At 65.2% G+C, this 13,063-nt stretch carries 11 protein-coding genes; 10 read left to right on the forward strand and 1 reads right to left on the reverse strand.

Translation table 11 applies throughout. The features are described from left to right. Positions 1–56: 56 nt before the first annotated feature. From gyrA to F812_RS0117340, 3 genes are all read left to right on the forward strand, one after another. On the forward strand, positions 57–2,831 hold the full coding sequence (gene gyrA, locus F812_RS24435) for a DNA gyrase subunit A (protein WP_040498718.1): 2,775 nt from the start codon (positions 57–59) through the stop codon (positions 2,829–2,831). Positions 2,832–3,085: 254 nt separating this feature from the next. Continuing rightward, a complete protein-coding gene (locus F812_RS0117335) occupies positions 3,086–5,656 on the forward strand; it encodes an HWE histidine kinase domain-containing protein (protein WP_020087260.1) in 2,571 nt (856 codons plus the stop codon). A gap of 262 nt (positions 5,657–5,918) precedes the next feature. Further along, a complete protein-coding gene (locus F812_RS0117340; RefSeq protein WP_020087261.1) occupies positions 5,919–6,197 on the forward strand; it encodes a hypothetical protein in 279 nt (92 codons plus the stop codon). Positions 6,198–6,282: 85 nt separating this feature from the next. On the opposite strand, the gene F812_RS0117345 is transcribed toward F812_RS0117340, so the two are convergent. Further along, the gene (locus tag F812_RS0117345) at positions 6,283–6,987 is read right to left on the reverse strand and encodes a Crp/Fnr family transcriptional regulator (RefSeq protein WP_020087262.1); all 705 of its coding nucleotides are present in this window, start codon (positions 6,985–6,987) and stop codon (positions 6,283–6,285) included. A 388-nt stretch (positions 6,988–7,375) separates the two neighbouring features. Between F812_RS0117345 and F812_RS0117350 the strand changes: the two genes are divergently transcribed. The 7 genes from F812_RS0117350 (at position 7,376) to tgt (ending at position 13,056) form a co-directional block, all read left to right on the forward strand. Then, complete coding sequence (locus F812_RS0117350) at positions 7,376–8,110, forward strand: OmpW/AlkL family protein (RefSeq protein WP_026868227.1); 735 nt, start codon at positions 7,376–7,378, stop codon at positions 8,108–8,110. Between the two features lie 194 nt (positions 8,111–8,304). Continuing rightward, positions 8,305–8,808 carry a pantetheine-phosphate adenylyltransferase gene (gene coaD / locus F812_RS0117355; RefSeq protein WP_026868228.1) on the forward strand — a complete coding sequence of 168 codons (504 nt, stop codon included), beginning with the start codon at positions 8,305–8,307 and terminating at the stop codon, positions 8,806–8,808. Between the two features lie 119 nt (positions 8,809–8,927). Then, positions 8,928–9,551 carry a peptidylprolyl isomerase gene (locus F812_RS24440; RefSeq protein ID WP_020087265.1) on the forward strand — a complete coding sequence of 208 codons (624 nt, stop codon included), beginning with the start codon at positions 8,928–8,930 and terminating at the stop codon, positions 9,549–9,551. 97 nt (positions 9,552–9,648) lie between these two features. After that, the gene (locus tag F812_RS0117365) at positions 9,649–10,125 is read left to right on the forward strand and encodes a peptidylprolyl isomerase (protein ID WP_020087266.1); all 477 of its coding nucleotides are present in this window, start codon (positions 9,649–9,651) and stop codon (positions 10,123–10,125) included. Between the two features lie 22 nt (positions 10,126–10,147). After that, positions 10,148–10,537: a DUF423 domain-containing protein gene (locus tag F812_RS0117370; RefSeq protein ID WP_020087267.1), complete on the forward strand. Its 390-nt coding sequence runs from the start codon at positions 10,148–10,150 to the stop codon at positions 10,535–10,537. 262 nt (positions 10,538–10,799) lie between these two features. Further along, positions 10,800–11,918, forward strand: a complete 1,119-nt coding sequence (queA, locus tag F812_RS24445; RefSeq protein ID WP_020087268.1) for a tRNA preQ1(34) S-adenosylmethionine ribosyltransferase-isomerase QueA — start codon at positions 10,800–10,802, stop codon at positions 11,916–11,918. Further along, on the forward strand, positions 11,911–13,056 hold the full coding sequence (tgt, locus tag F812_RS0117380) for a tRNA guanosine(34) transglycosylase Tgt (RefSeq protein WP_020087269.1): 1,146 nt from the start codon (positions 11,911–11,913) through the stop codon (positions 13,054–13,056). The genes queA and tgt overlap by 8 nt, the downstream gene beginning before the upstream one ends. The last annotated feature ends 7 nt before the right edge of the window (positions 13,057–13,063 follow it).

Raw genomic sequence — 13,063 nt, forward strand, 5'->3', positions numbered from 1 at the left:
CTCTCAAACGACCGGGGTTTCGCCGCCGTCACGTCACCGCTTCTAGGACACCGACATTGACAGACAATAGTGACCGGCCCGGCGCCTCAGGTCCGAGCGACATTCGTCCCGTTCTCATTCAGGACGAGATGAAGCGCTCGTATCTCGAATACGCGATGAGCGTGATCATCTCCCGCGCGCTGCCCGATGTGCGCGACGGCCTGAAGCCCGTGCACCGGCGCATCCTCTACGCCATGCAGCGGCTGGGGCTCGACTGGAACAAGAAGCACATGAAGTCGTCCAAGGTGGTGGGCGACACGATGGGCGACTTCCATCCCCACGGCAACCTCGCCATCTACGACGCGCTCGTGCGCCTCGCGCAGGATTTCTCCATGCGCGTGCCGCTGATCGACGGGCAGGGCAACTTCGGCTCGGTGGACGGCGATCCGCCCGCGGCCGAGCGCTATACGGAAGCGCGCCTCTCCAAGATCGCGCAGTTCCTGCTCGACGATCTCGACAAGGATACGGTCGACTTCAAGCCGAACTACGACGACCGTCTCGAGGAGCCGTCGGTGCTGCCGGCGAAGTTCCCGAACCTGCTCGTCAACGGCGCGGGCGGCATCGCCGTCGGTATGGCGACGAACATTCCACCCCACAATCTCGGGGAAGTCATCGATGCCTGCATTCTCATGCTCGACAACCCGGAGACGAGCATCGACGATCTCACGCAGGTGATCCCGGGGCCCGATTTTCCGACGGGTGGTCTCATTCTCGGACGCGCGGGCGCGCTCGCCGCCTATCACAAGGGCCGCGGCTCGATCATCATGCGCGCCAAGGTCGAGGTGGAGGAGATCCGCAAGGATCGCGACGCGCTGGTCGTCACGGCCATCCCCTATCAGATCAACAAGCGGGTGCTGATCGAGAAGATCGCCGACCTCGTGCGCGAGAAGCGCGTCGAGGGCATTTCCGACATCTGGGACGAGAGCAACCGCGAGGGTATGCGGATCGTCATCGAGCTCAAGCGCGACGCGATTGCGGACGTGGTTCTGAACCAGCTCTGGCGCTATTCGGATCTGCAGACCACGTTCGGCGCCAACATGCTGGCGATCAACGGCGGCAAGCCCGAGCAGCTCAATCTCCGCGACATCATCGAGGCGTTCACGACGTTCCGCCAGGACGTGGTGACGCGGCGGACGCGGCATCTGCTGTTCAAGGCGCGCGAGCGGGCGCACGTGTTGGTGGGCCTCGCCATCGCGGTCGCGAACATCGACGAGGTAATCAAGCTGATCCGCTTCTCGCCCTCTCCGGCGGAAGCCAAGACGCAGCTCATGGCGCGCGACTGGCCTGCGAAGGACATGGCCCCGCTGATCGAGTTGATCGCCGATCCGCGTCACGGCCTCGCGGCGGACGGCACCTACCGGCTCTCGGAAGAGCAGGCCAAGGCGATCCTCGAACTGCGTCTCTCGCGCCTCACGGCGCTGGGCCGCGACGAGATCGGCGACGAGTTGAAGAAGATCGCCGAGGAGATCAAGGACTACCTCGCCATTCTCTCCTCGCGTGCGCGCATCGTCGACATCGTCAAGGGCGAGCTCATCGCCATCAAGGACGAGTTCGCGACGCCGCGTAAGACGGAGATCGTCGACATCGAAGGCGAGGTCGAGGACGAGGACCTGATCCAGCGCGAGGACGTGGTCGTCACCGTCTCGCACAAGGGTTACATCAAGCGCGTGCCGCTCTCGACCTATCGCGCGCAGCGGCGCGGCGGAAAGGGGCGCTCCGGCATGTCGACGCGGGACGAGGATTTCGTCACGCAGATCTTCATCACGTCGACGCACACGCCGGTGCTCTTCTTCTCATCGCGCGGCATGTGCTACCGCATGAAGGTGTGGCGGCTTCCGGCTGCGACGCCGCAATCGTCGGGCAAGGCGCTGATCAACCTGCTGCCGCTGGCGCAGGGCGAGGTGATCACGTCGATCCTGCCGCTGCCCGAGGATACCTCAACGTGGGCTAACCTCGAGCTTATCTTCGCGACCCGCAGCGGCAACGTGCGCCGCAACGCGCTCACCGATTTCGAGAACATCAATCGCAACGGCAAGATCGCGATGAAGCTCGACGCCGACGAGGCGGGCGAGGTGGATCGCATCGTGTCGGTCGCCATCGCCTCTCCGGAGGACGACGTGCTGCTCACCACGGCGCGCGGGCGTTGCATCCGCTTCCTGATCAAGGACGAGGTGCGCCTGTTCAAGGGGCGTGACTCGAGCGGCGTGCGCGGCATCCGGCTGGAGGACGACGACGAGGTGATCTCGATGGCGATCCTCACGCACGCCGAGGCCTCGCCTGCGGAGCGTGCGGCCTATCTCAAGCAGGCCGCGCAGATCCGCCGAAGCGAGACGGGGGAGGAAGCCGAGCAGGCACCCGAAGCCGAGGTTGAGGCCGAGGAGGGCGAAGAGGCTGCGGCGGAGCTTTCGCCCGAACGGTACGCCGAGCTTTCCGCCAAGGAGCAGTTCGTGCTCACAGTCTCCGAGAAGGGCTACGGAAAGCGCAGCTCGTCCTACGAGTACCGGACGAGCGGGCGCGGCGGCAAAGGCATCGTCGCCATGGTGGTGAACGATCGCAACGGCGATCTCGTCGCCTCGTTCGCCATCGAGCATTCGGATCAGATCATGCTGGTGACGGACGGCGGCCAGCTCATCCGCTGCCCCGTGCACGACGTGCGCATCGCCGGGCGCAACACGCAGGGCGTGCGTATCTTCAAGACGGAGGCGGAGGAGCGGGTGGTCTCGGTGGAGCGCATCCCCGACGACGGCTCCGACGGCGAAGCAGGCGAGAACGGCGGCGCGGCCGACGCCTGAGCGGCGCCTCGTCCAGCCGCGTCAGGGCGCAGGTATATCTTGCAAAATCAGATGGATGCGGGCCGGGTAGCGAAAGCTGCGCGGCCCGCATCCGTTTGGGGCTCTGGGTCGAGGAGGTCTTGCAGAGTAAACTCGTGCTGGAAACCCGAACGGGTGCGATTGCGTTTAGAGTGCACGCCCAAAGGGTCGAGTTTCCGTGATTTGCGTGGCGGCGGCGACCTTCGAAGATGCCGGAGAATCCCTCCCGAGTTTGGATGATGACAAGCCCCGAAGGCGTTACCCTCACCAATTGCGATCGCGAGCCGATCCACATCCCCGGCAGCATTCAACCTCATGGCTGCCTGCTGGCCTTCGATGCGGAGCTAAGGTCGGTCGAACGGCACTCGGCGAACGCCGCGGTGCTGCTCGGCCGCGAGGCAGACTCGCTGATGGGTGCCAGCCTCGACACGCTGGTGGGGCCGCGCTGCGCACATGACATCCGCAACGTGCTCACCACGTCGACGAATGCGGCGCGGCCGGGTCTCATGATGGGCGCGGCGGTGCCGGATGGCTCCGCCTTCGATATCGCGGTGCATCGCTACAAGGGCAATGCCATCGTCGAGCTCGAGCCCGCGCGGAGAGATCGCGCCGGAAGGCCGCTCGAGCTGGCGCGCGCGCTGATCGGTCGCCTCAAGGATCTGAGCAGCGTGGACATGATGATGATGCAGACGCCGCGTCTGCTGCGCGTGCTGCTCGATTACGACCGGGTGATGATCTACCAGTTCGCCCACGACGGGGCAGGGTGCGTGAGGGGTGAGGCGAAGCGGGAGGATCTCGAAAGCTTTCTCGGCCAGTATTTTCCGGCGAGCGACATTCCCCGGCAGGCCCGTGAGCTCTATCTCAAGAATACGATCCGCATCATCTCGGATGCGAGTTGTGAGCGTATTCCGATCCTGCCGGATCTCGATGCTTCCGGCGAGCCCTTGGACCTCAGCTACGCGCATTTGCGCAGCGTCTCTCCGATCCATTGCGAGTATCTGCGCAACATGGGCGTCGCGGCCTCCATGTCGATCTCGATCATCGTCGGAGGCGAGCTTTGGGGGCTGATCGCATGCCATCACTATTCGCCGCGCTCGCTTTCCATGGCGGAGCGTGTGGCGGCGGAGATGTTCGGCGATTTCTTTTCGCTCCACCTGGAGGCGCTGCACCAGAAGAACCGGCTGGAAGCGGCTGTCGCTGCGCGGCGCGTGCTCGACGGCCTGTTGCGCGAGGTCAGCTATCATAGCGACATCGAGAGCTTTCTGCGCGAGCGGATTGCGACGTTCGCCAATCTGATACCCTCGGACGGCGTCGGGCTCTGGATCAACGGCGCCTATACGGCTCATGGCACCACGCCGCCCGCTGCCGCGATTCCTGCGCTTGCGCGGCTCGTCGCGTCCGTTTCCGAGGGGAAGGTGTGGGGAACGCACGAGCTTTCGTCGCTGCTGCCTGCGGCGGAAGCCTATCGGGCGGATGTTTCGGGAGTGCTGGCCGTGCCGCTGTCACAGGTGCCGCGCGACTATCTCCTCTTCTTCCGCAAGGAGGTGGTGGAGACGGTGTCGTGGGCCGGCAATCCCGACAAGGAGTATCAGACGGGACCGTCCGGCGACCGGCTGACGCCGCGCAAGAGTTTCGCGATCTGGAAGCAGACGGTGGAGCGGCAATCCCTGCCGTGGATGGCGAGTGACCGGGAGAGCGCCGAAGCGGTGCGCACCGCGCTGCTCGAAGTGATCATGCGGCAGACCGAGCTTCTCTCTGCCGAGCGGCGCAAGGCAGATGTGCGCCAGAAGGTGCTGAACGAAGAGCTCAATCACCGCGTCAAGAACATCCTGGCGTTGATCAAGTCGCTCGTTTCGCGGCCGGTGGAGGATGCGCGCTCGCTCGACGAGTACGTCGTGTCGCTCAAGGGGCGTATTATGGCGCTCGCGTTCGCCCACGATCAGGTGATCCGCAGCGACGGAGGCGGCAATCTTCGGGATCTGCTCGAGGCGGAGCTCGGACCCTACGGGGGTGGCAAGGCTCGGATCACGATCGAGGGGCCGAGCGTGGGGCTTGATGCGCGCGCCTATTCGGTAATGGCGCTGGTGTTTCACGAGCTGGCAACCAACGCTGCCAAGTATGGCGCGCTCGCGGTGGATGGCGGGCACCTCGATGTGCGCTGGTCGCTGACGGAGACTGCTGACTGCGGGGTGCGCTGGCGCGAGACAGGCAAGGTGGGGATGTCGGCGCCCGCGCGCCGCGGCTTCGGCATGGTTCTGATCGACAGGAGCGTGCCGTTTGATCTCGGCGGTGAGAGCGAGCTGGTGTTCGAGCCGGGCGGTGTCTCCGCGCGCTTTCTCATTCCGAGCAAGTTCGTATCGGCGGTCAGCGTCGAGCGAGGAAAGACGGGTGCCGTGCGGGCTGGAGCGGGCGAACAATCGGCTACGCTCGAGGGCCTTCGCGTGCTGATCGTGGAGGATCAGCTCGTGATCGCCATGGACGTAGAAACCGTGCTGTCGCGTTACGGCACACAGTATATCGACACGGCAGCGACCTCCGCCGAGGCCCTGCGGATCGTGACGCGGACGGCTCCAGACGTCGCGATCCTCGACATCAATCTCGGCATCGGCACCTCTCTTCCCGTTGCGGAAGAGCTGACGAGGCGCAAAATCCCGTTCGTCTTTGCCACCGGATACGGGGACTCGCTGATCATTCCCCGCAGCATGGCGTCCGTGCCGATCGTGCGGAAGCCGCACGACGAGGGGCTGTTGGTGGAGGCTATCAACGTGGCTCTCTCACGTGCACGGGCGGACACCTCGCACGGCTAGATGCCCTTTGGGTTACACTCGCGGAAATTATTACGGGCGGACGTTCGGGCTTCGCCGTTCTGACTCAATGCAGCCGTTTGCTGTGCGAGACGGGGCGAGTCGCGCGGGGCTGTCGTGCGAGCTGTCCGCTCACAGGGGCGGTCGTTTTCGATTGAAACGCGATCGTGCTCGGCGTCTCTTGTGTGTTCTTTGATTCACGCTCGGGATCGCCTGCGATTCCGGGGACTTGCTTGTCGAAGTTGGTTCGCAAAGGGGAAATTGGATGAAGGGTCTATTCGTAGTGGCCGCGTTGTCGCTGTCGATGTCCGCAACGGCCGCGCTGGCCGTGAATGACGCGGTGAAGAACGCCTGTCGCGACGACTATCACAAGCACTGCGACAAGCTCGAAGTCGGCAGCGACGAGCTGCGCTCCTGCATGAAGTCCAAGGCGACCGAGCTGTCGAAGGAGTGCCTGCAGGCGCTCGTCGACAACAAGGAAGTCACTGAAAAGGACGTCGAGGAGTACCTGAAAGAGGTCGAGCAGAAGAAGGCGGCCCAGTAAGGCCCGCAGTCTGCGATCGAATTACGAAGGCGCCGGCCCCGTTATGCGGGGCGGCGCCTTTTTTCGTGAGAGAGGAGGGTCTCGGTCAGATAGCCGGTAACGGCTGGCGGACCGCGGTGCCGTGCATGCGCTCGAGCGTCGTGGCCAGCGGGCATTCGCTTTCGAGCATCTCAATGCTGCGGCAGACCAGACGATTACGGCCAGCGACCGCGATGAGCCCTTTGGCGCGCATGCGCGAGACGATGCGCGAGACCGTATCCGCATTGAGCGCCAGGTGCTCTGCGATGTCGGTACGTGAAAGGGGCATGTCGAACACGAAGCCCGCCGGCGTCTGCTTGCCGATGCGGAGCACGAGTTCCGTGATGAGTGCTGCGACGCGCTCTTCGCCTGTGAGACCGGCGATGATCGCGTTGTGCAAGGCGAGGCGCGCCGTCTGGTTCGCGACGCGATCCGAAACATAACGTGCGAGGTTGGGATCGGTCTCCATGGCGGTCTTGGCGGCCGACCAGCGGACGCGCCAGACCTCTCCGCTCTCCGTCGCCGCCGTAATCTCGGAGCCGTCGAGCGGCGGCATGGCGGCCGAACGCACGCAGTCTCCAGGATAGAGGATGCTCATGATCTGGTGACGCGCATGGGGCATGGATGCCCGTGCGAGAAACAGCCCTTTGCGGACCAGATACAGGGTCTCGTCAGGCTCTCCTGTGAGAGCGATCTTCTGACGCTTGCGCGTAGCAATGCGAACCGCGTGCGGTTCCAATTGCTGCAGGATGAGGTCGGGTGCGGGTTTCATGTCGGATTAGCGGATCCCGTCCGTTTCGATTCTGGTTGTTGCACCCGCCTTGCGGCGGGGCGACGGTCACGATGAATCCGGTGCGGATCCTCCTCCCTCGACCGTCTGAACCACATCTACATCTTCGGGACGGAGCGCCTTGACGGCAGTCAAAAGGGGGCATTTCGGAGCCTGGCGCCGTTGCCGCATCCAAATTGATCCAGGTCAACACTCTCGTGGCGGCGCAGCAACGCAGCGAGTGGATTGATTTTCCTCCTGACGCACGTCAGCTCGCCCAGCGAATTGCCGCTTAAGGTCAGTCCCCGACCCAGCACAAAGTCAAGGCATCAGGTGCCGGCGCGTCGATTGAGTCGGTTACGGGGGTTTCAGGCGGAAGGACGCGATTATCATGACGATGAAGTTTTTGGGGGCTATGGCAGCCGTGGCCACGGGATTGGCCACGATGGCGGCGGGTTCGCTTCCGGCTGCGGCGGGAGACAGCAACGGCAACTTCCAGATCAAGGCCGGCGTCTCCGGCGTGTGGACCGATGACGATACGACCAGCCTGGTCACGTCGGGGGGTGTCAATCTGCTGGCCGCGGGCGCTCATGCCTCGACCGACGACATGGTGCTGCCCACGCTGACGCTCACCTATTTCTTCAACCGCAACGTGGCGGTGGAGCTGTTCTGCTGCTTCGGCCAGACCAGCGTTGTGGGCGAAGGCATTCTGCGCGGGAACGGCGAGCTGGCGGAGACGTGGATGTTCCCGCCGATCCTCACGCTGCAGTATCACTTCGACGGATTTGGTGCGGTTCGCCCGTACGTGGGCGCCGGCGTGGAGTGGATCCACTACTTCGACAGCAAGGTCGGCAAGAACGGTCTCGGTGCGGCTTCGGTGGATCTCGACGACAGCTTCGGGTTTGCGCTGCAGGCGGGCGTCGATTTCGACCTCGGCGGCGGCTGGTCGCTGGGTCTCGATGTGAAGAAGGTGTGGGAGGACACCGAGGTGACCTGGAAGTTCGCCAACGGCACGTCCATCAAGGCCGATCACGACATCGATCCGCTGATCGCGACCGCGAATCTCGGCTACCGCTTCAATCTCGACGACCTGTTCGGCCGGCGTGAAGCCGCGCCTCTCAAATAGACAGCAGGCTGCTCCGGCCTTCCGGAGCAGCCCCGCATTCCTTTCCGTTGTCCGTTGCGACGGAACACTTGGGCCTGGCGCAAGCTGGGCCTTTTTTTACCATCTGCAACTTGGGACGCGCCGGCCGGGCTCTTTCACGAGACGGCTCTGCTGGCTGCTTGCTCTCGCCTTTGGCGCCCGGCTACAGTGAGTCCATGAGCAGAACCGGTTTCTATTCGGGGTCGTTCGATCCCGTCACCCTTGGGCACACGGACATCATCGCGCGCGCGAGCCGGCTGGTGGACCGGCTGGTGATCGGCATCGGCGTGCACCCCGCAAAGGCGCCACTGTTCTCCGACGAGGAGCGCGTCGAGATGCTGGAGGTGGAGACGCGGGCCATTGCCACCTCTGCCGGGATCGACATCGACGTGATCACCTTCTCCGATCTCGCGGTCACGGCGGCGCAGCGGGTGGGTGCGAGCGTCATCTTTCGCGGGCTGCGCGACGGGACGGACTTTGACTACGAAATGCAGATGGCCAACATGAACGGGGAGATGGCGCCCGCGGTGCAGACCGTGTTCGTGGCGGCCTCGCCGGAGGTTCGGCATATCGCCGCCAATCTCGTGCGCCAGATTGCGCTGATGGGCGGCGACGTGACGCCGTTCGTGTCCACAGGGGTTGCGCTGCGGCTCGTGGACAAGGCAAAGGCCAAGCGGTAACGCTCTGGGATAGATCAACTTTCCAGCATCGGGTTGCCGCGAGGGCCGCAAAAGGCCATAACGGCGGCTCGGGCAGCGGCGGTCTTGCCGCGATAGGAAACCGGATTTGGGGAGCGCGCATGGGAACGATCAGGTGGCTCGTCTCGCTGAAGGGGGCGGCCTTGATGGCGCTGGCCTTCGTCATGACGGCCTGCAGCGGCAACAGCTCTCAGATCCAGGTGGTCGACAAGACGCAGCCGGCGACGGCGGGCAGCATGGTGACGACGGGGGCCGTCGCCGCGGATCCCTCCAACACCCTCATCATGGAACTGAAGACCGGCAAGGTCACCATCCGGCTGAGGCCGGATCTGGCGCCGAAGCATGTGGAGCGCGTCAAGCAGCTCACGGCCCAGGGCTTCTACAACGGCCTCAAGTTCCACCGCGTGATCCCGGGCTTCATGGCCCAAACGGGCGATCCGCAGGGAACCGGCGCGGGCGGCTCGAACCTGCCGGATCTGCCGGCCGAATTCACGCCGACGCCTTTCGAGCGCGGCACGCTCGGCGCAGCGCGCACCTCGGACCCCAACAGCGCGAACAGCCAGTTCTTCATCTGCTTCACCTATGCGCCGCACCTCAATGGGCAGTACACGGTGTTCGGCCAGGTGGTTGACGGAATGCAGTACGTGGACCAGATCGCCAAGGGCGAGCCGCCGCCGAAGCCCGACGTCATCGTGAAGATGTATCTGGCAACGGCCGCACCCTGATCGACGTTTCGATCGCAGCTCCTCCTCCCGGGTGGCCTACGGGCGCCGGGCGGTGGACGCGTTTTTTCCTTTCACCCTTTCAAGTGGAGCTTTCCCAATGGCCGAGATCAAGGATCCCGAGAACACGCTGATCATCGATACGACGCAAGGGCGCGTCGTCATCGAGCTTCGCCCGGATCTGGCGCCGAACCACGTGGCGCGCATCAAGCAGCTCGTCCGCGAGGGCTTCTATGACGGCATCGTGTTCCATCGCGTGATCGACGGCTTCATGGCGCAGACGGGCTGCCCCAAGGGAACGGGCACGGGCGGGTCGAGCTATCCGAACCTCAAGGCCGAGTTCAACGCCGAGCCGCATGTGCGCGGCGTGTGCTCGATGGCGCGCGCGGCATCTCCCGACAGCGCCAACAGCCAGTTCTTCATCGTGTTCGACGATGCGACCTTCCTCGACCGCAAGTACACGGTGTGGGGACAGGTGATCGAGGGCATGGAGAACGTGGACAAGATCAAGCGCGGCGAGCCGGTGCAGAACCCCGACAAGATGGTGTCGGTGAAGGTGGCTGCGGACGCGGCCTGAGGCGAGACCGGAAAGGGCTCATATGTCGGACGGGCGCTGGGCTTATTGGAACGCGGGGCTTGCTCCGTTGCTGGGTGCGGCGGGCGTGGCGCTCGCCGCAGTCGCTGCCCATCGCGTATCCGACACGCAGCTCGCGACGGCCTCGCAGTTCCTGATTGTCCATGCGGCGGCGGCGTTGGCGTTGACGGCGTTCGGTGCGGGGGGCGAGCGGCGTACCGGCTTTCTAGCCGCCGCCTCGCTCATGATTTTTGCCGTCTCGCTGTTCTCAGGCGACCTCGTGGTGCGCGCGTTCACCGGCGAGCGCCTGTTTCCGTTCGCGGCGCCCACGGGCGGCTCGCTGCTGATCCTGTCCTGGGTGGTGGCAGCGTTCTGCGGTCTGCGCGGGGCTTTCTCGGCGCGCGGCAGGGGCTAGACCCACTTCGGTGGCGGCTCGGATGGCCCTACGGGCGGCTCGATCTTGGGCTCGGGCTCCTTGTCCGGTGGCGGCACCGGCTCCTTTGTCGGATCCGGGTTCATCGGCTCTGGCGGCTTGTGCGGGTCCGGATCGCCGGGGGATCGCGTCGGTTTGTTCGGGCCGGGCACGGGCGGGTCCTCGCTGGACAGAGATGTACTTAACGAACGCGTCGTCGTCGCAGAGGGTTCCGCCCCGGGCCGGGAGCCTCTATGAGAGCGCGATGCGCACCGACCTTTTCGATTTCGACCTTCCTGACGATCGCATTGCCCTGCATCCGGCCGAGCCGAGGGATGCGGCGCGGATGCTCGTGGTCGATCCCGGCCGCGTGCCGGTGCTAGCCGATCTCGGGGTGCGGGATCTGCCGGATCTCTTGCGGCCGGGCGATGCGCTGGTGCTCAACGATACGCGCGTCATTCCGGCTGCGCTTGAGGGCGTGCGCATCAGGGGAGAGTTGCGCTCGCGCGTTGCCTTCAATCTGCTGCGCCGCGTGGACGGGGCGCGGTGGCGGGCGCTCGCGCGTCCCGCCAAGCGGCTCGCCGTGGGAGACCGGGTGCGGTTCGGCACGGAGGCGGAGGGCATGACCTGCCTGCTGGCGGCGCTCGACGCGACCGTGACGGAGCGACTGGACGCTGGCGAGGTGGAGCTGGCCTTCGATCTTTCGGGCCCAGATCTCGACCGGGCGATCGAGAGCGTGGGCGAGATGCCGCTTCCGCCCTACATCGCGCTGAAGCGCGGGCCGGACGCGCGGGATCGCGCAAGCTATCAGACCATTTACGCCGCGCAGGAAGGGGCGGTGGCCGCGCCGACGGCAGGGCTGCATTTCACGCCGGAGCTGTTTGCGGCGCTCGATCAGCGCGGCATCTCCCGCCATTTCGTGACGCTGCATGTGGGGGCGGGCACGTTTCTGCCAGTCAAGGCGGACGACACGCGCGAGCACAAGATGCACTCCGAGTACGGGGTGGTTTTGACGGAGACGGCGGCAGCGCTCAACGCGGTGCGCGCCTCGGGCGGGCGCATCGTTGCGGTCGGGACGACGTCGCTCCGCATTCTCGAAAGCGCGGCCACCCCGGACGGCGTCATCCATCCCTTTTCGGGTGATACCGCGATCTTCATTACGCCGGGCTATGCCTTCCGCGCCATCGACGTGCTGCTCACCAATTTCCATCTGCCGCGCTCGACGCTGTTCATGCTGGTTTCGGCTTTCGCCGGGCTCGACACCATGAAGGCCGCGTACGCGCATGCGGTGGCCTCCGGATACCGCTTCTATTCCTACGGGGATGCGTCGCTGCTGTTCAAAGCGGCACCGGCTCCCGCCGACCACAAGGACAGTCATGACTGAGGCATTCTACTATCGTCCGCTCGGGCGGGACGGACTGGCGCGCCGGGGCGAGATCGTGACGCCGCGCGGGATCATCCGCACGCCCGCGTTCATGCCCGTTGGCACGGTGGCGACGGTGAAGGCGCTCTATCCGGAGCAGGTGCGCGATGCAGGCGCCGACATCCTGCTCGGCAACACCTATCATCTGATGCTGCGGCCGGGCGCGGAGCGCGTCGCGAAGCTGGGCGGCCTGCATAAGTTCATGCGCTGGGAGAAGCCGATCCTCACGGATTCGGGCGGCTTCCAGGTGATGAGCCTCTCCAAGATCCGCAAGATCACGGAGGAGGGGGCGCTGTTCCAATCGCATCTCGACGGATCGCGGCACATGCTTTCGCCCGAGCGGTCGATCGAGATTCAGTGCCTGCTCGGCTCAGACATTCAGATGCAGTTCGACGAGTGCATCGAGCTTCCGGCGGAGCGGCGCGAGGTGGAGCGCGCGATGGAGCTGTCGCTGCGCTGGGCCGAGCGGTCTCGCACGGCGTTTCTGGGGCAGCGCGCGAGCGGCGGCGCTGGGCCGGGCCAGGCGCTGTTCGGCATCGTGCAGGGTGGTACGGACACGGACCTGCGTCGGCGCTCGGCCGAGGCGCTGGTCGGTCTCGATCTCGAGGGCTATGCGGTGGGCGGCCTTGCGGTCGGCGAGGGGCACGACCTGATGCTTGCCACGCTGGAAGCGACGCTGCCGTTCCTGCCGGAGAACAAGCCGCGCTATCTGATGGGCGTCGGCACGCCGCTCGATCTCATCGAGGCGGTGCGGCGGGGCATCGACATGTTCGATTGTGTGCTGCCGACGCGGAACGGGCGCCATGGGCTCGCCTATACGTGGGGCGGCCCCGTCAATCTGCGCAACGCGGTCAACGCCGACGATGCCGCGCCGCTCGATCCGGAAAGCTCGTGCCCTGCGGCGCGGGACTATTCGCGCGCCTATCTGCATCATCTGATCCGCTCGGGCGAGTATCTCGGCGCGATGATCCTCTCGTGGGTGAACACGGTGTTCTACCAGGACCTGATGGCGCGCATGCGAGCCGCCATCGAGGAGGGCCGGTTCGCAGATTGGGCGGAGGAGACCAAGGCGCGCATCGTCACCAAGCCTGCCGCGTAGGTTTCAC

Source organism: Hyphomicrobium zavarzinii ATCC 27496 (assembly GCF_000383415.1).
GTDB lineage: Bacteria > Pseudomonadota > Alphaproteobacteria > Rhizobiales > Hyphomicrobiaceae > Hyphomicrobium_C > Hyphomicrobium_C zavarzinii.